This is a genomic window from Arthrobacter sp. ISL-48 (assembly GCF_018613805.1).
GTDB lineage: Bacteria > Actinomycetota > Actinomycetes > Actinomycetales > Micrococcaceae > Arthrobacter.
The window spans coordinates 104,142-127,637 of sequence record NZ_JAGGPL010000009.1 but is presented as its reverse complement, the minus strand read 5'-3'; the positions used below and the strand labels follow the sequence as shown (position 1 = coordinate 127,637).

Here is a 23,496-nt window from a genome sequence, read left to right as displayed (position 1 = left end):
AGCAGGCAATACAGCAACGGAATAGATCCACGGAACCCGGAGTTCTTGGCTGGGATACGAATTCAGAGCGAACGGAGCGCATGATGGCAGAATCCACAGTCCACCTCGGCGATGGCCTCACGGTCGGCCCTCTCGGCTTCGGCGGCATGGCCCTCACCCCCGTCTACGGAGAAGTAGACCCTGCCGAGGCACTGAAAACCCTGAACCATGCCGTCGACGCCGGCGTTACTTTCATCGACACCGCCGACGTCTACGGCGCGGGCAGCAATGAGGAACTCATTTCGCGGCTGCTCAAGGAGCGCCGGGAAGAGGTGCAGCTGGCCACCAAATTCGCCCTGGTAGGCAACCCGGCAGGCGGGTACAGTGACGTCCGGGGCGATGCCGCCTACGTCCGGCAGGCCGTTGATGCCAGCCTTAAACGCCTGGACGCGGACGTTATCGACCTCTACTACATGCACCGCCGTGACCTCCGCGTTCCGATTGTGGAAACCGTGGAGGCCATGGCGGAGCTGGTGCAGCAAGGCAAGGTCAAGCACCTTGGCCTGTCCGAGGTCACGGCACAGGAACTGGCCGAAGCCCACGCCGTGCACCCGATCGCCGCAGTCCAGAGCGAATGGTCCATCTGGAGCCGCGATGTGGAACGCAACGTCGTTCCCGCAGCGGCCGAACTAGGCGTGGGTTTTGTGCCGTACTCGCCGCTGGGCCGGGGATTCCTCACCGGTACCGTTGACGCTTCCAGCCTCGGAGAAAATGACTTCCGACGCCGGATCCCCCGTTTCGCCGAAGACGCCTTTGACGCCAACCAGGGAGTGGTGGCCGCCGTGCAGGCGGTTGCCGCCGAGCTGGCTGCAACACCAGCCCAGGTAGCGCTCGCCTGGCTGCTCGCCCAGGGCAAGCGGCTGGGACTTTCCGTCGTCCCCATCCCCGGCACGCGCAAGACGCACCGGATCGATGAGAACCTGGGAGCCCTGGCACTGCACCTGGGCCCGGCGCAACTGGATGCGCTGGACCAGGCCGCGGACGCCGTCGTCGGCTCCCGCTCCGCGGACCCCAACTGGGTGTCCGAAGGCCGCGAATAAGGCACCCGAATGGATACGCTCATTCACGACTTACGGGACATCACCATCCGCCGGGTTTCCGTCAGCGAGATGGACAACAACGTGTATCTGCTGACCGCCAAGGAATCGGGCGCCCAGCTGCTGATTGACGCTGCGGATGACCTTCCGGCCATTCAGGGACTGCTCGCGGACGCCGCCGCCGACACCGCGGCCACGCCCAGGCTGGAGCTGATCGCCACAACGCACCAGCACTGGGACCACGTCAGGGCGCTGCCTGCCTTGGTGGAAGCCACCGGCGCGCCGACGGCGGCCGGGACGGATGACGCGCCTGAGCTCCCGGTGAAGGTGGATGTGCTGCTGGACCACGGGGACGTCGGCAACTTCGACGGCTTCGACGTGGCAGCAGTGCATCTGCGCGGGCATACTCCTGGATCGGTGGCGCTGGTCTACCGGGATCCGGACGGGCCGGCCCACATTTTCTCCGGAGACTCGCTCTTTCCAGGAGGTGTTGGCAACACCCAGAAGGATCCTGACAGGTTCAACCAGCTCATCACCGACGTGGGCGAGCGGCTGTTCGGTGTCTACCCGGACAACGCCGTGGTGCATCCGGGCCACGGCAAGCCCACCACGCTGGGCGCGGAACGGCCGCATCTCGAGGAGTGGCGCGCCCGCGGCTGGTGAGCCATAAACCCCAACGAGTGCTCCGTAACCGCCCTTATGAACCTTCCAAAGGGCACGTTGGGCCCACGCTGGCAGGGTTCCCTGGCCGAGGTTGCGAGGCGAGGGTGCCGGTACGGAGCACTCGACGGTAGTTAGGGACCTTAGCGGCCCCGGCGTTCGTTCGACGCCGGCGCTGACGCACGGCGCGGACCGCTGCGGGCCGGACGGCCTTCACCCGATCGGCCTGAGCCGCCGTTGCCTGCGTAAGATCCCCCGGAGGTTCCACCTGTGTTGGAGGACCAGACAGCCTTGTTACCGCCGGCACTGCTGGAAGCACCGGCACGCTGGCCTGACCCGCCGGTCCGGGCGCCAGCTGCAGCGGTGCGGGCTCCGGTTCCGGCAGCACGCTGACCGGTTGCGGGGCGGCCATTGCGCTGGCCACCGGTTGAAGCCGGGCGGCCAGTGCCACCGCGGGGAGCGTCGCTACGGGTGATGCGGGAGTCACTACGCCCTTCAGCAGCGCGGCCGTCCGAGCCGCGGCCGGCCGATGAGCGGCCACCTGCCGCGGGGACGTCGTTGCGGTGCGTGGAGTAAGCGCTGGTGCGGCCGCGGGTGCCGCGGCGTGCAGCCGCCGCCGCCTGGGCGCGGTCCTCGTTCTGCTCGATGACGCGGTCCGCTGCGTTGCGCGCAGCGGCCTGGCCCTCATAGGCCACGGCGCGGCGCTCTGAGCGGGGCAGGTCGGTGCGGGGAGCTTCCGATGCGACCCGGCCGCGTCCGCCACGTCCGCCCCGGCCACCCGCGGTGGGTGCGGCCTGGCGGCGGGCGCGTTTGCGCTCAGCGTTGGCACCGGTGGAGGTGCCACCACCCTGGTTGGCCTTGGCGGCGAGCAGTGCGGCGCGGGTGCGCGGATCAATCTTGTCGGCCATTTCGCCCACCAGTTGGGCAACCAGCGGTGAATTAGCGGTGACGCGTTCGAAGTTGACCTCGACGCCGGCGGCCTTCATCAGCTTCTTGACGTCAGACTGCTGCTCGGGAAGGGTCAGCGTGACCACGGTGCCGTCCGAACCCGCGCGGGCCGTACGGCCGGAGCGGTGCAGGTACGCCTTGTGCTCTGTGGGCGGGTCGACGTGGATCACCAGTTCGACGTCGTCCACGTGGACGCCGCGGGCGGCGACGTCGGTTGCCACCAGGACGCGGACGTCCCCGGAGGAGAACTCGGCAAGGTTGCGGTCACGGGCATTCTGCGAGAGGTTGCCGTGCAGGTCAACGGCCGGGATCCCGGCGTCGGTCAAGGTCTTTGCCAGCTTGCGGGCGTGGTGCTTGGTCCGCATGAAGAGGACGCGGCGGCCGGCGCCGGAAGCGAGCTCAACAATCAGCTGCTTCTTGACGGTCTGGTCGTTGACCACCAGCACATGGTGCTCCATGGTGGTCACCGCAGCCTGCGGGTCATCCACCGAGTGGGTCAGCGGGTTGGAGAGGTAACGCTGGACGATCTTGTCCACGCCGTTGTCCAGGGTGGCGGAGAAGAGCAGGCGCTGGCCCTGGCTGGGGGTCATGTCCATGAGCTTCTTGACCACAGGCAGGAAGCCAAGGTCAGCCATGTGGTCGGCCTCGTCCAGGACGGTGATCTCCACGGCCTCGAGGGTCAGGATGCGCTGGCGGATGAGGTCCTCCAGGCGGCCCGGGCAGGCGATGACGATGTCCACGCCGGCGCGCAGGGCCTTTTCCTGGCGGGCCTGGGAGATGCCACCGTAGATCACGGTGGTGTTCAGGCCCAGCGCCTTTGCCATCGGCTCGATGGTGGCGTTGATCTGGGTGGCCAGTTCACGGGTGGGTGCAAGGACCAGGCCCATCGGGCGGCCGGGCTTGCGGAAATGCTTGGCTTCCCGCTCAGCGAGTCGTGCCACAAGCGGGATGGCGAAGGCGATGGTCTTGCCGGAGCCGGTGCGGCCGCGGCCCAGGACGTCGCGTCCGGCCAGCGTGTCCGGCAGGGTCTTGACCTGGATGGGGAACGGTTCAACGATTCCCTGTGCGGTGAGGGTGTCGGCGAGCTCTTTGGGCGTGCCGAGGGCAGCAAAAGTAGTCATGTAGTCAAAGGTCTTTCAGGCGGTATCCGTGCGGATATCGGCCCCGATGCCGGTTGGCTCAGGGGTTCGCCGAAGAAAATTCAGGTGATCAACCAGCCTGCTGCCGCTCATTCAGAGCGACGGCCGGGACCAAATGGAACGCGTTCATCGACGCAGGATGTGCCTCTCACATGAAAAAACCCGCTCCCCATGAGGGACTAAGCGGGCATCACTGCACATCAAGTTCCACCAGTCTACCATCCCGGCGCCCCGCACCTTTGCTTGCTCCCCGCACTACCCTTATCCGCCCTCCAACGAGGTTGGCGGGGTGACTGCGGAGCGTTGCCAGCGTTGCCATCGGTGCCCTGCAGGAGCACGCTTGAGGCATGACGCAACACCGTGAGGACCACCCCCATATAACGGACCACCCCCATTCAACGGACGACGCCGGCAACGGCCTGGGCGGAACACCTCAGCCAAGCGCCGCCTCCACCTGGGACGAAATGTACCGGAGCAGGCCGCAAATCTGGAGCGGTAAACCCAATCCGCAGCTGGTCCGCGAGGCGGCCGGGCTGCGCCCGGGCAAAGCCCTGGACCTGGGCTGCGGCGAAGGCGCTGACGCCATCTGGCTGGCGCAGCAGGGCTGGGCAGTGACCGCCGTCGACGTGTCCGCCGTCGCATTGGAGCGTGCTGCCACGCACGAGAAAACAGCCCTTGACCGGGAGAGCGTGCACGCGGGTGAGGGCGCCATCCCCAGCCGGATCCGCTGGGAACAGCGCGACCTGGAGGAGTGGATGCCGGAGGGGGCTTTCGATCTGGTGTCCTCGCAGTTTCTGCATTTGCCGTCCATGGCCTGGCGAGGCCCGCTCCTGGCGGCGGCCGCCGCGGTCAAGCCGGGCGGCACCCTGCTGATCGTGGGGCACCACCCGGACCGGCTGCCGCCATGGGGATCGCACACGGCGCCTGAGAGGTTCTACACCCCTTCGCAGCTGGTGCAGGAACTTAAATTGGATTCGCCGGAATGGGTGGTGGAAGTCCTCACCACACGCGACCGGCCGGCCACGGGTCCTGACGGCCAGGAAGCGGTCATTGCAGACACAGTACTTCGGGCGACCCGGCTGGCCTGACGCCGAGCCGCCCATCCGGGTCGCCGGTCCGGCTTCAGTCGGCGGCGCTCGGTGCCAGGACCCTCGGCGCCACGGCGACCGCGGCTACCGCAACCACGACAGCCAGGGCGAAGACACCGGAGAAGGATCCCGCCGTCGTCGTGAAGGCTGAGAAGACGATGCCCGTGGTGGCAAGCGCCAGCGCCCCGCCGAGCGAATCGGAAATCGACATGGCCGAGCTGTTGAAGCCTTCGTCATCCTTGGTGGAGAGCGCCAGCGTCATCACGCTGAGCCGCGGATAGAGCAGTCCCATACCGCCGCCGGCGAAGATCCAGCCCGAAATTGCGACGGCGGGCGGCCAGTGCAGTGCCGTGGTGGCCAGGGCCAGGACGATGGCTCCCAGCACCAGCACCGAACCGATCCGCACGGCAGTACTGTGGGCAAGCCTGCTGCCGAGGCGGCCCTGGATGGCCGCGGCACCGGCCCAAGCCAGAGCCCCTCCGGTGAGTGTGAGGCCCGCGAGCGTGGGCGGGAAGGAGTACTGCTCAACGAGCAGGTAGGGCAGGTAAACCTCGGCGCCGAAGAACGCAGCCGAGGCGAGGCCGCGGGTGAGGATGACGCTGGGCAGACCCCTCCTGGCAATGAGCGTGCCTGATGGCACCAGCGGCCGCACGGCAACGAGGGCGACGACGACGGCAGCCACAGCCAGGACCCCAGTGGCAGCCGGAAGGCCCGGGATCCTGACCTCGGCGGACAGGTTCAGCCCCAGGACGGCCAAAGCGGCGAGCGCTGCCCAGGAAACGCGACGCAGTGCCCACGGGGTCGGCGTCCCGGTTTCTACCCTGGGCTCACGGGCCATCCCGCGGAGCACCGGAACAATCATCACCAGCGCGGGAACCACCAGCCCCACGACGCCCAGAAACACCCACTGCCAGCTGAGGACCTGCGCTACGACCCCAGCAGCGAACGGCCCCACCAGGGACGGGATGACCCAGGCGGCCGAGAAGGCTGCGAAGATCCCGGGATGCAGCGCCCCCGGGTAGATCCGGGCGACAACAACGTAGAGCGCCACAGTCAGCGCTCCGCCACCCAGTCCCTGAACCAGCCTTCCGGTCACCAGCAACGGCATGGAAACTGCGGTTCCCGCGATCAGCAGGCCAAGGACAAAAAGACCCACGGACGCATACAAGGGCGCGGCGGGTCCCCTGCGGTCGGACCAGTTGCCGGCCGCCACCATGCCGATAACTCCGGTGGCCAGCGGCCCGGCGAACGCCAGCGCATAGAGGCTCGCCCCGTTCAGCTCGCGGCTGACGATCGGCATGATGGTGGTCACGGCGAGCGATTCGAAGGCAGCAAGGAATACCAGGGCGCACGCGCCGATGGTTACCCACAGGTATGGCTGCTGCAGGATGCCGCCGGCGGGGCGGGTGGCTGGAATGGTGGAATCGCGCACGGTACCGGGCCTGATCAGATTTCCATGAACACTGGCTCAGACATACCGGTTCCGGCCGGCCTGGTAGCCAAAGACGGCGGCGAGTAAGCCCACCACCAGGAAAAGCGCGCCAGCGGCGGCGAAGGACCCGGTCGCCTGGTGCAACTGGCCCACCACCAGCGTCCCGGTGGATCCCAGGCCGTAGCCCACGCCCTGCATCATGCCGGACAGATGTGCGGCTGTGTGGCCGTCGGGCGTGCGGACCATGATCATGGTCAGCGCCACCGCGGTGAGGCTCCCCTGCCCCAGGCCGAGCAGTCCGGTCCAAACCCAGGCGAGCTCCAGCGGGCCCAAGATGCTCAGCGCAAACCCGCCGCCGGTCATCAGCGCCACCAGTGTGTTGATGGCGCGCTGGTCCCGGAACCTTGTAGCCAGAGCCGGGGCGAACAGCGAACCCAGCATCTGCAGCACAATGGACGCGGATACCATGAGCCCGGCTGTTGCACCGTCCACTCCACGCTCCCGCAGGATCGGCGCCAGCCACGCGAAGACGCTGAAGGACATCATGGCCTGCAGCACCATAAAGACGGTCACCTGCCACGCCACCGCCGAGCGCCAGACGCTGACGCCGTCATTGACGGCCTGATGCAGGATGGGCCGCTGCCTCAGTGCCACCGGGAGGAACAGGAAGAGCACGACGGCGGCAGGAGCTGCCCAGACCCACAGCGCCGAGGTCCACTCCCCCGTCGCCGTCAAGACCGGGTACGTAAAGCCGGCCCCCAGCGCAGCCGATGCGCAGATGGCGGTCGTGTAGAGCCCGCCCATCAGGCCCAGCCGGTGCGGGAAGTCACGCTTCACCAGCCCAGGCAGAAGCACGTTGCACAGGGCGATGGCGGCACCGCAGGCAGCAGTTCCGGCCATCAGCGCCGGCATGTGGCCTGCACCAGGGATCAGTCGGCCCAGGTCGGCAGGCCGCAGGAGCAGCCCGGCGGTCAGCACAGCCATGGCGCCCAACAGGACCCGTTCAGCGCCGTAGCGGCGGGCCAGCACCGGGGCGATCGGAGCGAACACGCCCAGGAGCGTGACGGGAACGCTGGTGAGTACCAGCACGGCCCAGCCCGGCAGGCCGGCGTCGGACGTTATTTCGGGGAGCACCGCCGCGAAACTGGAGAAGACGGTGCGAAGGTTCACGCCGATCAGGACCAGGCACACTCCCAGGTAGACCAGCCCGCGCTTGTTGCTGGCAGTGCCCGGAAGCATGGTGGGCGCCGCCGCCGGGACGCAGTCGACTTCGGCGTCGACCAGGAGGCCGGGCATATCGGGAGTCTCAGCGCGTGTCACGGGACCCATTCTGTCAGGCCTTGATTTGTCCCGCTGATGCCCGGAAGTTATCCACATAGGCTGCTCTAGCACTGGCCGCCCTTGTTCGTCCTTCCTACGCTGAAAACGTCATTCCCCGCCAATCCCTTCAGCCACCGGGAGAACCATGGGCCTTCCGAAGCCCCACGATCCGGCGTCATCGCCGCCTTCCGCAGCGCAGCTTCCCGCCCCGCCGCCCGCCCCGCCGCCCACCGGGCCGCCCACCGGGCCGCCCACCGGGCCGCTTCACGGGGAGCCACCGCCTCTGGCGGTCCGGGCACCGCACGGAAGCTCCGGTGCAGGGACCACCAGCCTGGTGTTCGCGATCATTGCGCCCCTCAGCATTGTCTTGACCGCACCCCTCGCTGCGTGGGCCGCCCTGCTGACATACCCTGACCACGGGCCATCGAAACGGTTCTGGGTTGCGCCCCTGGTCCTCTGGAGTCTGCCCATGTTCTTAGGGCTCCTCTCGGTGACCTTGGCGATTGCTGCCATCAGGGGTTCCCCGGGCTTCGAGAACGGGTCGGGCAGCAGGACGTCGGCGCTGGCCGCGCTATGGGTATCCGGGGTGATTTTCACAATTGGCCTGATTCTCACACTGAGGGCCCTGGGCTTCCTGCCCTTTGTCTGAAGCGCCAGCCCGCGCAATCTCCACTATTCTGGAAAGGATGAGCGAATCCCCAGAATCCCCCCAGCCACCGCATGTCCCGCGGCCGGTGACGCCGGGCACACAGGCGTCCTTCGGTACCTATGGCGGCCGGCCGGTCAGCTTTGTGCGCCGCGGAACCCGGCTGCAGGGACGTCGGCAGGCCGCGTGGGAAGAGCACGCGGAACGCTGGGCGGTGGATGTTCCCCGGCACATCGCCAATACGTCAGTGCACCCGGACTACACGTTCGACGCCGAGGCGGAGTTCGGCCGTAAGGCGCCGCTCATCGTTGAGATCGGCTCCGGGCTCGGCGACGCCATTTGCCATGCCGCCGAGCAGAACCCCGACACAGACTTCCTGGCCGTGGAGGTCTACACGCCGGGTCTCGCCAACACCATCATCAAAATCAACAGCCGCGGGCTCAAGAATGTCCGCGTGGTGGAAGCCAACGCGCCCGAGGTTCTGGCCACCATGCTCCCAGCCGGGGCGGTCAGCGAGCTGTGGGTGTTCTTCCCTGATCCCTGGCACAAGTCCCGCCACCACAAGCGTCGCCTCATCCAGCCGGAGTTTGCCGACCTCGCGGCCCGCGCCCTCAAGAAGTGCGGGCTGTGGCGGATCGCCACCGACTGGTCCAACTATGCCGTCCATGTCCGCGATGTCCTGGAAGGTTCGGAGGTCTTCGAAAACCTGCACACAGGCGAGCGGCACGGCCCAGAGAGCCCGCTCACCCAGGTGTGGCAGTCCGGCGTGGAGTCGGTCGTGGGCGGGGCACCCGTCCGCGAAGGCCGTGCGCCGGTCAGCACCGAGCACACAGGTCCCAACGAGGGCGTGGATGAAACCGGGGGCTGGGCGCCGCGCTTCGAGGGCCGGATCCGCACGAGCTTTGAGGCGAAGGCTCACGAGGCTGGCAGGCTGATCTTCGATCTCTGCTACCGCAGGCTCTAACGCTCCACGGCCGGGCGAAGGTCCGGCAGGCCTTCTCCCCCTTTCCTCCGCGTCCATCCCGGATACCGGTGCAGGTCACCCGACGCGGCTCCTCTCGGGACTGTTCGCCACCTCCTTGGCGTGACACCATTGGCCTTGTGTTGGAGGGCACGCGGGAATCGCGCCTCATGGCGCCTGCACAAAGGAACGGCCATCAAAAGAGAAATGAAGCAGGCCGCGGACGCGGCGGAGGAAGTTACCAACTCGCGGCCGCTTGAGTTCCTGGCCAGGGCCGGTTTTGCGGCCAGCGGCATCCTGCATTTCTTGCTGGGTGCCATCGCCATCCGGCTGGCTATGGGTGGAAATGGCAGCGCCGACGTCAGCGGCGCGGTGGCCGAACTTGCCAACCAGCCCGCAGGACCGTTCCTGCTGTGGAGCAGCGCCGCAGCCTGCGCTGCATTGGCAGTCTGGCAGGCCAGCGATGCCATCTTCGATTTTAACCATTTGCCCACCAAGAAAAAGGCCGGTAAAAAGGCCGCGGCGGCTGGACAGGCCGTCGTCTACGCCGCCCTGGCCCTGACGTTTTTTTCTTTCGCCAAGGGAACCGGTTCCGGCGCCGACAACAGGCAACATGCCACCGACCTCACCCTCACCGTTATGAAGGCGCCCGGCGGCGTGGCCCTGCTGGTCCTGCTGGGCCTCGGAGTGGCCGTGACCGGCGTGGTGTACGGAGTGCGCGGGTTTAGGAAGTCCTTCGAAGATCATCTGGTGCTTCCGTCTTCCCCGCCCGCCCGGGCTGCTGTGACGATCCTGGGCGGCGTCGGCTATGTCGCAAAGGGCACGGTGCTGCTCCTGACCGGGCTGCTGGTCATGATCGCGGCAATTCAGGTGCACCCGGAGGAATCCACAGGCCTGGACGGCGGGCTCAGGGCCCTGCGTGACCAGCCCTTCGGCATCTACCTGCTGGCAGCGGTGGGAGCCGGACTGATCTGCTACGGCCTCTACATGGTGGTCCGGGCACGCTTGGCCAGGATGTAGCCAGGGGTATCCGCTATTACGGCACCGTGATCACTGCGACGGTCTGCTGGGTTCCGTCCCGCAGCTCCACGCTGGCGATGCTGGCAAGCTGAACCGGCGTTGCCCCGGTGACCTTGACCCTGCCGCTCGGCGTGGCGGTCCAAGCACAGGCCCGGTCCTCCGTGCCATCGCGGCCCCGGATCCACAGCGACAGTGTCCCGTCCAGCGGCATGCTGCTGCCGCTCACGGCGAGCTCGGTGCCCCACGTTTTCCGGGCCAGGTCCACGCTGAAGCGCAGGCCGTTTCCCGACTGCACCGAGTAGCTCGCGTCCGGCTGCGGAGGCCGGTTGAACACCGGTCCGGCGACCAGGCCCAGGGCAAGGCACGCTGCGGCGACGGCCCCGACGAGAGCCGCCCACCGCCGTCGTGATGTCCGACGGCGGGAAGCCAGTTCGTCAATGATGGCGTGCGGCACGGCTGCGGCAGGTTCGACGGCGCCTGCACCGGGGCGGGTGGCTGTCAGCGCCACCGCATCCGGGACCGGAAGCGCGTCCAGCAGGGCCGGCAGTTTCTCCAGTTCCTCCAGCTCCGTCCGGCAGTCCGCACACTCCCTAAGGTGGGCTTCGAAGCGGAGCGAATCCGTGGGGTCCAAACCGCCCAGGACGTAGGCGCCCAGCAGTTGGTGGAGCTCGGCGGCGCTCACCGTTCCACCCCCATCTCATCCAGGATGGTCCGCAGGGCCCGCACCGCATAATAGGCCCGCGACTTCACGGTTCCGCTAGGGATGTTCAGCTGTACGGAGGCCTCATTGACGGTGAAACGCCGGTAATGCAGGGCCACCAGGACGTCGCGGTGTTCGGTGCTGAGCCGGAGCAGGGCCTCCTCCATCAGCACGCGGTTGAGCAGTTCGTCGACCCGCTCCACGGCCTCGGTGGGGTCGTGGAGCTCATATTCAAGGGCTTCGACTGGCCGACGCTGGGCCTTGCGGTAATTATCGATCATGATGTTTCGAGCCGTCCGGAAAAGGTAGCTGCGCAGGCTCCCGGTGACGTCCGGGGCCTGCTGCCAGACCCGGAGCACTGTCTCTTGGACTATGTCCTCCGCCAGCTGGGAATCCCGGGATGCGCTGAGGACAAAGCGGCGCAAGGCGCTGCCGTGGTCGCGATAGATCGCGGCCACCACATCCTCGTCCATTGACACGCCCGCACGCTCCTGTCCCTGTCTCCTGAGCCGAAGCTTCCTGCGCGGAACTACTCCGCGATTACTCCCTGCACATCCCGGCTGATACGACGTCTGTGAGTGGGAAACGGTTCACTTTGAACCATTCTTCACCCTGGCGCGTCGTACCGGTTAGCGCCCGGTGATCCGCCGGGGCACCAGCCAAGGAGCATTCACATGAAACAGCAACTGGGCATCAGTTTCGGAGCGCTGGCCCTCGCGGCCGTCCTCACGGGCTGCGGTGGCAGCCCCGGAACCACCACAACAACAACGGCTCCGGCGGCGCCCGCCTCGAGTCCCGCGGTCACCTCCGCCTCGCCGACCACCAGTTCCTCGACTCCGGTAACTGCCGCGGACCTCAAGACTGCAACGTCAAGCGCCGGCAGCATCGTGGTGGATGCCAAGGGCATGAGCGTCTATTTCTTCACGAAGGACACGAAAGACTCAGGAACCAGCGCCTGCACAGGAAACTGCCTCACACAATGGCCGCCGGTTACGACGAGGTCGGACGCGCCCTCCGCTGAAGGGGTCACCGGCAAGCTGGGCACAATTACGACGCCGGGCGGTGCCAAGCAGGTAACCCTGAACGGCCTGCCGCTGTACTACTTCGCCAAAGACAAGAATCCCGGTGACGTCTTGGGGCAGGGCGTCGGTGGTGTCTGGTACCTGGCGACTCCGGCCGGGGACATGATCAAGACGGCGGCGTCCGGCTACTGACAAGCAACCCGGCTGGCCGCGTCGACCGGATGGTTCTTTTGCGTGGCCTCGACTTACGGCACGTGGCTGGGCAGCGGGACCCGTGTCGTCTCAGGTTCGGGGAGCAGTGACGGCTGTCCCTCGCCATGAAGGGAGCCGCCGGGAACGCCCGGCGCGATGTTCTCCGGCACGGGAAGCTTCGGGAGTTGGACCGCGACTGACGGGTCCGGGGACGGGTGGTTCTGCGGCCCCTTGGCGTCGCCGGGGCCGGCCTCGGTGGGGCCAGTTGCGGGGACCGTCGGCGCCGTCGGAGCGGGAACCGATGGTGAGACGTTGGGGTGCGCAGGGACTGGGGCGGGGGCTTTAGCCGGCTCCTTCGCCGGCCCCCCGCCCACTGTGGAAACGAAGGACGTGACTGCGTGGTTCAACTGCCCGATCGAGTCACGGACTCCTTGGTCAGAAGCAGCGGCAACGGCGCCCCCGGCGGCCAGCGAAACCGCCACCGAAAGTGTCGTAAGCGTGATCCTGCGCTTGGCCCGACGGCGGGCGGCGAGTTCATCAGTCACTGATCCGGCCGGGGGCGCTGCGTGCCGGGGGGCTGGCGGGGCGGCCGCGTCTTGTCCCTTCAGAGCGGGTACGGCGGGTGGGACAGCTGTCAGCCCACCGGCTGCGGGAACCATGAGGGCCGCCACCGCCGCCGAAGGCTGCGGCGAGTCGGCTGCCAAAGCCCGGAGCTCCAGCAGGGCAGGGCGGAGCGCGACGTCCTCTTCCAGCCCTGCCTCCAGCAGCAGCTGGTCAACGTTCCCGGCATCGCGGGAGCCTGCGTTGTCACTCATGATGTGCCTGGTTTCTTCTTAGCGTCTGGTCCTTGAGGTTTTGCAGTGCCCTGCGTTGCAGCTGCTTGATGGCGCCCTGGGATTTGCCCATGATGCCTGCCACCTGTTCGATGGAAAGGTCCGCCACCACCCGCAGGGCAAGGACCTCGCGGTGGTCATCGGCCAGGCCGTCCAACAGGGCAGCGGCGCCGCCGTCGTTGCCCAGCGCATGGTCCTCGGCCGAAGCGATGCTGCGCCCGTCCTGCAGCGGATCGTACGGAGTGAAATCGGGCCTGCGTTCCAGCCGGCGGTAGTAATCCACCATGCGGGCATGGGCTATCGAGAACAGCAGCGACTTGGCGCCTTGGAGCCCCCCGGTCAGGTCGCCTATTTTGGGGAAGAAGGCCAGGAACACATCCTGGGTGACCGCCTCGGGATCATCGACACCGCGGGCCCGGAGATAGCCCAAGACGGCCCCGGAGAACATTCGGTAGACAGCACTAAAAAGCACAGCCGGATCAGTGCCGGCTGCGTCTGTCAATATCTCGATGTCTTCTTCGGCCAAAGCGTCAAGCACCAGCGGCTCCTCCATCCCGGGCGGCTGACTCGCACATCGCGGTAACCAGCGCGGATTGCTCCGCTGCCTCTTGGACTGCCAATGTGGACTGCAGGAATCCGGCCGAGTACGGCCCAGTTCCCGCAGTCCACACTAGCTGAAGGGCTGCTAGCGGGCCGAAACGGCGGGAGCGTCCACAACGTGGCCAGGGACCGCAGGAACGGCCGGAACAGCAGGAACGGCAGGCGCTCCATCGATGCTCGGAACAGCAGGAACGGCCGGAACAGCTGGAACTGCGGGGACAGCAGGGAGCTCGGGAGCCTCAGCCTCAACGGCGGCGGAACCGTTCGCAGCGGCCTTGGCCTCAGCAGCGGCGTCGGCCTTGGCGGCTACGTCCTTGCAGAAGCTCTCGACGTTTGCTTCACCCTTGGCTTCAACAACCAGGGAGGCGAACCCTTCGGACTTGGCGTTCAGTCCGCCGTGGGTGAAGGCCGTGCAGAGGCCCAATGAGGCGGCGCTGGCGGCGTCAACAGCAGTTCCTGCTGTGGCTGAAGTGTTGGCCTTGGCCGCTACCTTTTTGTCGGACACTGCCGCCGTGCCGGAGGCGTCAGCAGCGGCATCGGTGTCAGAGGTGGCGGCGGTGACGGCCTCGGGCAGCTTCGGAGCCGGGGCGCCGACAAGGTCGTGGGCGGTCTGCTGTGCGTCAGACGGAAGGGCGCCTGCAACAGCTGCGACGCCGGTTCCACCGACGGCCAGGGTGCCAGCGGCCAGGATTCCGGCGGCGACTTTGCTGGTGGCAAGAACAGTGAACAAGGACATGCGACACTCCAAAACCTAGACAACAATTCAGATGCGGCTCCGTGGGGAACCAATCACCATCTACATCGCTGGCGGGTCCGGGAAAGTTACGGGTGCCCGGAAACTTTTTCCCTCGCCGTCGAAAGCGCCGGAAGCCTGCGGCTTCGCCGGAAGTTTCCAGCGAAACGGCAGGCTTCCGGCGATCTCTGCGCTGACGGCAGGTGGACCGGGCAGCTCCTAGGCGTCGATCATTTCACCGTCGGCATCCTCGAACTCCACGGCCGCCACGATTTCCTCGGTTTCGGGATTAATCATGAAGGCTTCATCGTCCTCTTCGACCATGAGGAAGTCGCCGTGGTCGGTGCTGAAATGCCAGGCCAGCGTCTTCTCCCCGTGGTGGAGGTAGTTGGGGTCGCCCATGGTGATCTTCTGTAGGGCATAACCGGAAATGTCGCACAGTTCCCGGATGATGATTTCGAAGTCTGGCGCGTCCTCCAGGGCCTCCACGTCAGCCTTGGCCTGACGCTCGGCAAGGTCAGGGATGAGCGCCACGAGCCCCTCAATGTGGGTGCTGAGCTCCTCTTCATCCAGCACCAGCAGCCCTTCCTGACCGCGAAGCCACGCGGCGTTGAGGGCAGTGATGTTCTCGGATTCCAGCAGTTGCTCGAAGTCGCCGTCAAGCTCCTCCATGCGGCGTACGCCATCCGGGGCTACTTCATCCTCGTCCAGGCCGCCGTCGAGATAGCGCTCAGAGTCCTCCTCGGAGAGGCCACCGAACGCCGCGGCGGTCCGGTTGAACAGCTCCAGGTGCGCGGTGGCGCCCATGGCAGCCATGCCTTCACGGATGAGTGCGTCGCTTTCATCCCGGTCAACGGACGTGAACACGTACTGGGCGAAGCCGCCCTCCAAGGACTGCGTGAGGTAGAAGTCCACGTAGTAGCTGCGGAGCGCGACGGGGGAAATTTCATCGGACTGAAGCAGTTCCCTGTGCATGGCATCAACCACAGCCACGTTCGCGTCAACGACCCCCTCGTCGCTCGCTTCGATGCTGGCGGTGGTCAGAACGACTGGCTGCTGGATCGTGGTCATGGAAATCCTCACTGCTAGAGAACGGTGGAGCTCAGGACACTTTTCACGCTACGCGGACGGCACAGACCCAGTGCTGAGGCCGAAGTGAACGTCAGGCGAAGTTTGAAGGTATGCCAGTCGCATTTCTCTTGCGGTGATGCTGCCCGCCCGTCTAGTGTTCGGAGATGGCCGCACCCGGGGGATCAGCCAGTCAAAGACCGCGCACGACGGCGATACTGCTGTCCCTGGCGTGCCTCGCCTTCGGCGCCTCAACTGCAGCGTGCGGGACAGCCCAGGCCCCGGGTGCGCCGGCTAGTGAGGGAATGATCACCAAAGCGGCCGCACCCTCGGCAGCGGCATCAAAGGCAGCCCAGCTGTCCCCCGGGATGACCCTCGCGCCGGTTCCTCCGGTCCCGGCAGCCCCCGTCAGTCAGGATAAGGATGGGTGTCTGCCGTCAGACGCCGGGAATGCGGTGACTCACGGAATACTCGAATGCCAGTACTTCACGTCCGGCTCGATGATGCCGCCTTCTCTCCCGCATGAACCAGGATTCGGCGCGGGTGATTACGCCATCAGATTCAGCATGGCCGGGGGCCGTCCGACGATGACCGTGCGTGTTCCCTGCGCTTCATATGCTGTCCAGGTCACCATCGTCGACGAAACGATCACTCCCGTACCCGGGACAATGGACAGTTTCGTGGGGACATGCACCTTCCCATGGGACGAGGACCAGAAACGGCTGACCCAGTACCTTCAGGCGCCGCTCCAGTTCACCGTGCGGGAAGACGGCCTCGTGCTGCACAACCCGGAATGGGGGATCACATTGTTCAGCACTCCCTACGACGCTCCGTGAATCCGTTAGTGCCTCCCGCCGTCGAGCCCTCCCGTCGTCGAAATCGCCGGAAGCCTGCCGGATCGCTGGAAGCTTCCGGCGAACGGACACGTTTCCGGCGAACTCGGCGGGCGGTTCGGGATCGGACCCGGCGGGCGGTTCGGCGGACGGCTGGGGTCGGGCTACCGGGCCGAGGTGTACAGCTGCCGCACGAGGTCTTCGATGTCCGGCTCATGCAGTGACAGGTCGGCCACCTCCGCAGTTGCTGTAACGGCGGCGAGCAAGGCCGCAGCCGAAAGCTGGCGCGGGTCGAACGCGATGCGGTGACGGATTCCCTCGGCCTCAGCCCCCAGATGGACGGCGCCTGGCGGCAGGACCAGCGCGGCCCCGGGCAACGGCGAACTGAAGTCCACCACCATGGTGCGCCGCGCCTCCGCCACCTCCGCGAGGCCTGTCAGCGGCCCGTCAAAGGCAATGGCGCCGTCGTCCACCACCAGGACCCGCTGGCAGAGCCGCTGGACATCACTCATATCGTGCGTGGTCAGCAGCAGGGTGGTGCCATGTTCGCGCCGCTCAAAATCCAAGCATCGGCGCAGGCTTTCCTTGCTGATCATGTCCAGGCCGATGGTGGGTTCGTCCAGGATTACCAGTTCAGGCCGGTGCAGAAGGGCCGCCGCTACCTCACCGCGCATCCGTTGTCCGAGCGACAGCTGGCGAACGGGGGTGCCGAGGAAGGGACCAAGCGCCATCTGCTCGGCCAGCTCCTGGAACCGCGGCCGCCACCTGCTCTCCGGCTGACGGTGCATGGCACCCAGAATAGGGAACGAATCCTCAAGCGGCAGGTCCCACCAGAGCTGCGAGCGCTGCCCGAAGACCACCCCGATCTTCCGCGCCAGCGCCTGCCGCTGAGGGACAGGCTGCAGCCCGCACACCCTCACCTGTCCCGAAGAAGGCACCAGGATGCCGGTGAGCATCTTGATCGTGGTCGACTTCCCCGCACCATTGGCACCTATATAGCCCACGGCCTCTCCCTGCTCCACCGTGAAACTGACCTCCCGGACGGCGTGAACAGTCCGGGCGCCGCGCCGCAACCGGGCCCAGCCGCGCCCCATCCCCCGTTCGGCAACGGTGAAACTCCGGCTCAGCTGTTCTGCTTCGATGATCATCTAGCCTCCTGCTCCGGTGTACTTTCTGATGGCCGCCCGCCACAGCAACAGCATGAGTCCCCAGAGGACGACGGCGGCTGGCAGCCCCAGCCAGCCGGTCCAGCTGGGTATTCCCGCGGGTCCGTCCAGCCCCAGGAGGACCAGGCTGGGAGCATAGGCCACCAGGGTTGCGGGGACCACGAACGTGAAAAAAACCTGCAACGGCAGGAACATCGCCGCGCCAGGCATGGACGCGACGTACCGTCCCCCGTAGGTGAAGGCGTTGGCGAACTGCCGCCCGTCCAGAAGCCAGAACTGCACGGCCCCTGCCCCGACGAACAGTGCCCCGAAAATCGCGGCGCCCGCCAGCGGCGTGATGATGAACAGTGCCACTTTGCCCGGGTCCCACTGGATATCGGTCAGGAACAGCGCGGCCGCCAATGCGATCAGGGCGAAGACCAGCCGGCCGACTCGGCGGAGCTGGAAGTCCGACGTCATGAGCTGCAGCAGCACTGGAAGCGGCCGGACCAGCAGTACTTCCAACTTTCCGTTGCGGATTACCTCGCTCATGGAATCGGTCTCGCCCAGGATCAGGTCGCCGATGGAGAACCCCACTGACGCGAAGGCGAACACGAGCAAGGCCTGGGCAAAGGTCATGCCACCGAACGTGGGGACGTTGTGCACGATCGCATAGAGCTCCACAAACTCCGTGAGCGCCAGCACCATCTGCCCGGCAACGTCGGCGGCGAAGCTCCCCCGGTAGGCAGTCTGCGAGCGCAGCCGGGCTGAAACCAGGAGCCGCAGCAGCTTGGCGTTCGTGACCGGGGAACTGTCGGCTGCCGGCGGGGCCGCCGTCTTGGTTTCAGCCACCCTGCACCACCAGCTTCCGTGAACCGTAACGGACCATCAGCTGGGTGCCGGCCAGCAGCACTGCCAGCCACAGCAGCTGGACGCCCACCAGCGCAAGGCTCAGCGCGCCGTCGGTCCTTCCCGCCAGGATGTCCACGGGCGTCTGCAGCATGGAAGGGAAAGGGGTGGCCCGGGCAAAGTCCAGCATCCACTGCGGGAACCACGTCACGGGCACCAGGAACCCGGAGAGCAGGTTCATCAGGACCAAATACAGCATCCAGTAGCCGCGGATCTCCACCACCCAGAAAGAGAGCAGGTTGATGACGAAGAATCCCAGGAAACTCAAGGTAAGGGCGGCCAAAACCGAGACGAAGCCGAGCACGTATGGGCCTGCCGTCGTGGGAAGCGACAGCCCTGTGACGAGAGCGCCGATGACCAGCGGAGGCACTCCCCGGGGCAGGATGTCGAAGGCCGCCCGGCCCACGTCCTGCGCCCAGTATGACGCTGTGAGGTTTACCGAGCGGGAGAGGTCGACGGCGATGTCCCCGCTCTTGACCCGGCCGGCCAGTTCCGCGCTGCCGAAAAGTCCGAGCGGAGCCAGGAGCGCCTGGCCCAACCACACATAGGTTGCCGCCTCGACGGCGGAGTAACCGCCGATGGTGCCTCCCGCCGTCGAAATAGCCGACAGCAGCAGGGAAGCCCTGATCAGGCCGAAGACCGAGTTGGTGAAGGCTCCTGAGAATGCGGCCAGACGGTAAGTGGAATTGCGCCGGAAGGACGACTTGGCCAGCTCCCAATACGCGCGCACCGGTTGAGTCTACCCGCGCCCCCAACCTGCCGCCGTCGAAATCGCTGGAAGCCTGCCCGTTCGCTGGAAGCTTCCGGCGAACGGGCACGCTTCCGTCGAAATCGGTGCGCGGCACCGAGGCGGCGGCGCGGCCCGGGGGTAGGACGGAAGGCGGCGGGCAGCACTCACTCGCCGGGCGAACTAAGATGGATCAGATAACCAACCATCGGACACGGGCCCGCCGTGGCCTGCTGAAAGTAGCGCGCACCATGCCATCCCAACCGGACGAGAGTGCGGCACTGGCAATACAGACCCCCGCCATCAACGACCGCTCCCTAGCGGCCGGGTTGGCTTATGCCATGGGAAGCCGCGTTTCCGGGATCTCGTTCGACGCCGCCACGGGGCTCATGCTTGGCAAGGTCCGCGGCGGCGCGGACGTCCCTTACTCCACCACGGCCAAGCTGGTCCGGAAAGCCGGCGGCTGGAGCTGCACCGTGGGTGTGTGCAGTTGCCCCGTCCGCAAGGACTGCAAGCACGTGGCCGCGCTGCTGTTCGCCGCCGAGGACAACCCGGCCACCCGCGTCCAGCTACTCGCCCCGGCGGACGTTTCCCGGCTATCACGCCAGCCGGCCGCCCCGGAGCTCGCCGAGTGGGAACAGGCCCTGAGCCCGCTTATTTCGCAGCCAGGCATCACCCAGTCCACCAACGGCATCCCCCTGGCCCTGCAATTCGAGATCGAGGAGCCGGCCCCGCACTTCTCCTACACAGGCCGCCGGGATCCGCTCCGCAGCGTCCGCCAGCTCAAGGCGCGGCCTGTCATCATGGGCGCCAAGGGCAAATGGATCCGCGGTGACGTCTCCTGGAACACTCTCAGCTACCTGAACTTCCGGCGCGAATGCAACGAGGCGCACGTCGAGTGGATGCAGACGTTCCTGGCAGCCCACACGGCCGCCGCCAACCGCCTGCACAACTCGTCCGCCCTCTGGCTCGGCCTGAACACGTTCGCCGGCAAGAACATGTGGAGCCTGCTGGCCGACGCCAAAAAGATGGGCCTCGCCCTCGTCCACAGCCGCGGCACCGAACCTGTGCGGCTCGCGGACTCCCCCGCCGCCGTCGGCCTCAACCTGAGCCGCTTCGGTTCCCCCATCGGCGAGGACGCCCCCGCCACCGACGGAAGAAAAACGGACGACGGCGGCGGGCTGGAGCTGGCTCCCACCATCACCGTTGAGGGCATCGAGGTTGATCCTGCGTCCGTGGGGACCATCGGCCGCCCGGCGCACGGCATTTTCCTGACTTCCGGGGGTGACGCGCTGCCCGGTATTGCCACGGACAACGTGATCACCCTGGCGCCACTGGAAAGCGGTCTGAGCGAGGAACTCCTAACGTTCGTCACCACCGGCAGCACCCTGCACATCCCTGCCAAGGACGAAACGCGCTTCCTCACCGGCTTCTATCCCAAGCTCAAGCAGGCCGCCCGGGTCACCGCCTCCGATGAGTCCGTCGAGCTGCCTGCCCTGGCCCTTCCTACGCTGTCCCTCCTGGCGAACTACGGCGCGGATCACCGGGTCCGGCTGCACTGGGAATGGCACTACAAATCCGGGAAACTCGTTACCGCCCAGCCTTTGTGGCGCCACCCCGGCGACCATGGCTACCGGGATGACGCCGCCGAGGCCAGCATCCTTGAGGGTATCGGCCATCCCTGGGATCTGGTTCCGGCCCTGGGCGAATCGGCGACCGGCGGCTGGGGCACGCCCCGGCTGGCCGCTTCCGCCGAGCTCAGCGGACTGGACACCCTGGCCTTCACCGAGGAAGTCCTGCCCCAGCTCCGGAAGGCGCGGGACGTTGTGGTGGACACTTCCGGGGAAATCGCCGACTACCGCGAAGCCGAAGAGGCCCCGGTGGTCTCCATCTCCACCAAGGCCACCGAGCAGCGCGACTGGTTCGACCTGGGCATCCAGATCACCCTCGAAGGCCAGCCGGTCTCGTTCGCCGCCGTTTTCTCTGCCCTGGCCGCCGGGCAGACCAAAATGCTGCTGCCCAGCGGCGCCTACTTCTCCCTGGACCTTCCCGAACTGCACCAGCTGCGGGCCCTGATCGAGGAGGCCCGCTCGCTGCAGGACAACAAGGACGCCCCGCTGCAGATCAGCCGATTCCAGGCCGGACTCTGGGACGAGCTCGCGCATCTGGGCATCGTCGACGAACAGGCCGCCGCTTGGCGTGAGGCCGTGGGAGGGCTGCTCGACGGCGGCGTGGACGGGCTGCCGCTGCCCGATTCGCTCAACGCTGAGCTGCGTCCCTACCAGCTCGAGGGCTTCAACTGGCTCAGCTTCCTGTACCGGCACAGCCTTGGTGGCGTCCTCGCTGACGACATGGGCCTGGGAAAGACCGTGCAGGCCCTCGCGCTCATGTGCGCGGCGAAGGAGCACTCGGCTGTCGCTGCGTCCGAGGGCACTGCATCCGTTGACGGAAGCACCGCGGAAGGTACCGCCACCGAAGGTACCGCGATGGACGCAACGCCCGACGGCGGCACTCCCTTCTTGGTGGTCGCCCCCACCAGCGTCGTAGGCAACTGGGCGGCCGAGGCCGCGCGCTTTGCCCCGGGCCTGACTGTCAAGGCCATCGGCGAAACGTTCGCGAAGAACGGCCAGGACCCGGCCGACGCCATGGCTGGCGCAGACATCGTGATCACCTCCTACGCCCTCTTCCGGATCGACTACGACTCCTATGCCTCCAAGACCTGGGCCGGGCTGGTGCTGGACGAAGCCCAGTTCGTTAAGAACCACCAGTCCAAGGCGTACCAGTGCGCCCGGAAGCTGCCCGCGGCGTTCAAACTGGCCATCACCGGCACCCCGCTGGAGAACAACCTCATGGAGTTTTGGGCTCTGACGTCCATCGTCGCGCCGGGCCTCTTCGCGAGCCCCAAGCGGTTCGCCGAGTACTACCAGAAGCCGGTGGAAAAGAACGGCGACAAGGGGCAGCTGGAGAAGCTCCGCCGTCGGGTCCGTCCCCTGATGATGCGCCGCACCAAGGACCAGGTCATCCAGGACCTCCCGCCCAAGCAGGAGCAGATCCTGGAAGTAGTGCTCAACCCGCGGCACCAGAAGGTCTACCAGACACACCTTCAGCGGGAGCGGCAGAAGATTTTGGGCCTGATCGAGGACGTCAACAAGAACCGCTTTACCATCTTCCAGTCGCTGACCCTGCTGCGGCAGCTCAGCCTGGACGCCTCGCTGGTGGACCCTTCTTTGTCGGGCGTTCGGTCCAGCAAGCTCGATGTGCTGTTCGAGCAACTGGAGGACCTGGTTGCGGAAGGCCACCGCGCCCTGATCTTCAGCCAGTTCACCGGGTTCCTCGGCAAGGTGCGTGAACGGCTGGTGGAGGAGAAAATCGAGTTCTGCTATCTCGACGGCGGCACCCGGAACCGAACGGACGTCGTCAACGAGTTCAAGAACGGGAGCGCTCCGGTATTCCTGATTTCGCTGAAGGCCGGCGGATTCGGGCTGAACCTGACCGAGGCCGACTATGTGTTCCTGCTGGATCCGTGGTGGAACCCGGCGTCCGAGGCGCAGGCCGTTGACCGCACGCACAGGATCGGGCAGGCACGCAACGTGATGGTCTACCGGCTGGTGGCCAAGGACACGATCGAGGAAAAGGTCATGGCCCTGAAGGCTCGGAAGTCGCAGCTGTTCGCGGATGTAATGGAGGGCGACGCCGTCTCTGGCGGCGCCATCACGGCAGAGGACCTGGCAGGTCTCTTCAAGGAGTAAGGCGCGGGTAGAGCCATAGCGGGACCGGGACCTTCGCGGCCATTAGTCAACTACGGGAACGGCCACTTCCGGCCCGGACCATGCGTATCCGGGTGGTATCTGGGCGGATCATGCCTTGCGGAATCCGGTCGGCGCGCCTTGCGCCTTCGGGTGGTATCTGGGCCGGTCTCGCCTGGCGGGACTGGCCCGCCAAAAATGTCAGACCCTCGCGGGATGCTTTGGGTATGGGAAGCAGGGCGGCAGTGGAGGCGTTGGAGGCCATCGAGGCTTCCGTTGCTGCGCTTGCTGTTTTTGTCCGCGGCGCCTCTGGCAGCCTCGGCTCCACCGGTCCTGACCCGCTGCGGGACCAGGCTGATGCGTGCCTGGACGGGCTGGCCGAGGTGACCCGGGCCGAAGCCGGCATGGCCGCCTTGAAAGTGCACCTAGCGGCCGGGTACGCCGGCGCGGCAGAAGCCATCGCAGCGCCGCCCGGGTCCCCGCAGGAGAACACGGCCCAGGAGATGGCGGTGGTCGCGGAAGTCGCCTGCGTGCTGACGGTCAGTGAACGGGCCGCCGGGGCGCTGCTGGCCGAATCACAGACACTGACCAAGCACCTGCCGATGACCCTGTCCGCGCTGCAGGCCGGGTCGATCTCGTGGCAGCACGCCCGGATCGTATGCGACGAAACCACGGGACTGGATCCTGCGGGAGCCGCG

General features: G+C 66.6%; 21 protein-coding genes and 1 pseudogene. 10 read left to right on the top strand and 12 right to left on the bottom strand.

Going from position 1 to position 23,496, the window contains the following annotated elements:
- Positions 1–83: 83 nt before the first annotated feature.
- Entirely contained in the window at positions 84–1,079 is a 996-nt protein-coding gene (locus tag J7E83_RS11205; protein WP_214962045.1) for an aldo/keto reductase, read from the top strand.
- Positions 1,080–1,088: 9 nt separating this feature from the next.
- Complete coding sequence (locus J7E83_RS11200; protein ID WP_214962043.1) at positions 1,089–1,739, top strand: MBL fold metallo-hydrolase; 651 nt, start codon at positions 1,089–1,091, stop codon at positions 1,737–1,739.
- A 140-nt stretch (positions 1,740–1,879) separates the two neighbouring features.
- Here the strand turns inward: J7E83_RS11200 and J7E83_RS11195 are convergent, their stop codons facing one another.
- Complete coding sequence (locus tag J7E83_RS11195) at positions 1,880–3,805, bottom strand: DEAD/DEAH box helicase (RefSeq protein WP_214962041.1); 1,926 nt, start codon at positions 3,803–3,805, stop codon at positions 1,880–1,882.
- 365 nt (positions 3,806–4,170) lie between these two features.
- Here J7E83_RS11195 and J7E83_RS11190 point away from each other — a divergent pair, with 365 nt between their 5' ends.
- Entirely contained in the window at positions 4,171–4,911 is a 741-nt protein-coding gene (locus J7E83_RS11190; RefSeq protein WP_214962039.1) for a bifunctional 2-polyprenyl-6-hydroxyphenol methylase/3-demethylubiquinol 3-O-methyltransferase UbiG, read from the top strand.
- Positions 4,912–4,945: 34 nt separating this feature from the next.
- Here the strand turns inward: J7E83_RS11190 and J7E83_RS11185 are convergent, their stop codons facing one another.
- The gene (locus tag J7E83_RS11185) at positions 4,946–6,343 is read right to left on the bottom strand and encodes an MFS transporter (protein WP_214962038.1); all 1,398 of its coding nucleotides are present in this window, start codon (positions 6,341–6,343) and stop codon (positions 4,946–4,948) included.
- 36 nt (positions 6,344–6,379) lie between these two features.
- Positions 6,380–7,672: an MFS transporter gene (locus J7E83_RS11180; protein WP_214962037.1), complete on the bottom strand. Its 1,293-nt coding sequence runs from the start codon at positions 7,670–7,672 to the stop codon at positions 6,380–6,382.
- A 136-nt stretch (positions 7,673–7,808) separates the two neighbouring features.
- Here J7E83_RS11180 and J7E83_RS11175 point away from each other — a divergent pair, with 136 nt between their 5' ends.
- From J7E83_RS11175 to J7E83_RS11165, 3 genes are all read left to right on the top strand, one after another.
- Entirely contained in the window at positions 7,809–8,312 is a 504-nt protein-coding gene (locus J7E83_RS11175) for a hypothetical protein (RefSeq protein ID WP_214962036.1), read from the top strand.
- Between the two features lie 37 nt (positions 8,313–8,349).
- Complete coding sequence (gene trmB / locus J7E83_RS11170; protein WP_214962035.1) at positions 8,350–9,273, top strand: tRNA (guanosine(46)-N7)-methyltransferase TrmB; 924 nt, start codon at positions 8,350–8,352, stop codon at positions 9,271–9,273.
- Positions 9,274–9,477: 204 nt separating this feature from the next.
- Positions 9,478–10,290 (top strand): DUF1206 domain-containing protein, encoded by an 813-nt coding sequence (locus tag J7E83_RS11165; protein ID WP_214962034.1) that lies wholly within the window; start codon positions 9,478–9,480, stop codon positions 10,288–10,290.
- A 16-nt stretch (positions 10,291–10,306) separates the two neighbouring features.
- Here the strand turns inward: J7E83_RS11165 and J7E83_RS11160 are convergent, their stop codons facing one another.
- Together J7E83_RS11160 and J7E83_RS11155 are read right to left on the bottom strand one after the other, a co-directional pair.
- Positions 10,307–10,972, bottom strand: coding sequence for an anti-sigma factor (locus J7E83_RS11160; RefSeq protein ID WP_214962033.1), 666 nt, complete (start codon positions 10,970–10,972; stop codon positions 10,307–10,309).
- Positions 10,969–11,469, bottom strand: a complete 501-nt coding sequence (locus J7E83_RS11155; RefSeq protein ID WP_214962031.1) for a sigma-70 family RNA polymerase sigma factor — start codon at positions 11,467–11,469, stop codon at positions 10,969–10,971. Before J7E83_RS11155 ends, J7E83_RS11160 begins: the two co-directional genes overlap by 4 nt.
- A 195-nt stretch (positions 11,470–11,664) precedes the next feature.
- Between J7E83_RS11155 and J7E83_RS11150 the strand changes: the two genes are divergently transcribed.
- On the top strand, positions 11,665–12,204 hold the full coding sequence (locus tag J7E83_RS11150; protein WP_214962029.1) for a hypothetical protein: 540 nt from the start codon (positions 11,665–11,667) through the stop codon (positions 12,202–12,204).
- 53 nt (positions 12,205–12,257) lie between these two features.
- On the opposite strand, the gene J7E83_RS11145 is transcribed toward J7E83_RS11150, so the two are convergent.
- From J7E83_RS11145 to J7E83_RS11130, 4 genes are all read right to left on the bottom strand, one after another.
- Positions 12,258–13,019 (bottom strand): hypothetical protein, encoded by a 762-nt coding sequence (locus J7E83_RS11145; RefSeq protein ID WP_214962027.1) that lies wholly within the window; start codon positions 13,017–13,019, stop codon positions 12,258–12,260.
- Complete coding sequence (locus J7E83_RS11140; RefSeq protein ID WP_396020535.1) at positions 13,012–13,575, bottom strand: RNA polymerase sigma factor; 564 nt, start codon at positions 13,573–13,575, stop codon at positions 13,012–13,014. Before J7E83_RS11140 ends, J7E83_RS11145 begins: the two co-directional genes overlap by 8 nt.
- Before the next feature lie 147 nt (positions 13,576–13,722).
- Entirely contained in the window at positions 13,723–14,373 is a 651-nt protein-coding gene (locus tag J7E83_RS11135; protein WP_214962023.1) for a protein tyrosine phosphatase, read from the bottom strand.
- A gap of 216 nt (positions 14,374–14,589) precedes the next feature.
- Positions 14,590–15,441, bottom strand: a complete 852-nt coding sequence (locus J7E83_RS11130) for a hypothetical protein (protein ID WP_214962021.1) — start codon at positions 15,439–15,441, stop codon at positions 14,590–14,592.
- A 164-nt stretch (positions 15,442–15,605) separates the two neighbouring features.
- Between J7E83_RS11130 and J7E83_RS11125 the strand changes: the two genes are divergently transcribed.
- Positions 15,606–16,274 (top strand): hypothetical protein, encoded by a 669-nt coding sequence (locus J7E83_RS11125; RefSeq protein ID WP_214962019.1) that lies wholly within the window; start codon positions 15,606–15,608, stop codon positions 16,272–16,274.
- Between the two features lie 161 nt (positions 16,275–16,435).
- On the opposite strand, the gene J7E83_RS11120 is transcribed toward J7E83_RS11125, so the two are convergent.
- The 3 genes from J7E83_RS11120 to J7E83_RS11110 are packed head-to-tail and all read right to left on the bottom strand — an operon-like array spanning position 16,436 to position 19,055.
- Positions 16,436–17,419: an ATP-binding cassette domain-containing protein gene (locus J7E83_RS11120; RefSeq protein WP_214962017.1), complete on the bottom strand. Its 984-nt coding sequence runs from the start codon at positions 17,417–17,419 to the stop codon at positions 16,436–16,438.
- A complete protein-coding gene (locus J7E83_RS11115) occupies positions 17,420–18,268 on the bottom strand; it encodes an ABC-2 family transporter protein (protein ID WP_311379640.1) in 849 nt (282 codons plus the stop codon).
- A complete protein-coding gene (locus tag J7E83_RS11110) occupies positions 18,261–19,055 on the bottom strand; it encodes an ABC-2 family transporter protein (RefSeq protein ID WP_214962015.1) in 795 nt (264 codons plus the stop codon). The genes J7E83_RS11115 and J7E83_RS11110 overlap by 8 nt, the downstream gene beginning before the upstream one ends.
- Before the next feature lie 248 nt (positions 19,056–19,303).
- Here J7E83_RS11110 and J7E83_RS11105 point away from each other — a divergent pair, with 248 nt between their 5' ends.
- Together J7E83_RS11105 and J7E83_RS11100 are read left to right on the top strand one after the other, a co-directional pair.
- Positions 19,304–22,801: a DEAD/DEAH box helicase gene (locus tag J7E83_RS11105; protein WP_214962013.1), complete on the top strand. Its 3,498-nt coding sequence runs from the start codon at positions 19,304–19,306 to the stop codon at positions 22,799–22,801.
- 224 nt (positions 22,802–23,025) lie between these two features.
- Positions 23,026–23,496 (top strand): annotated as a pseudogene (locus J7E83_RS11100) (DUF222 domain-containing protein); the annotation flags it as partial.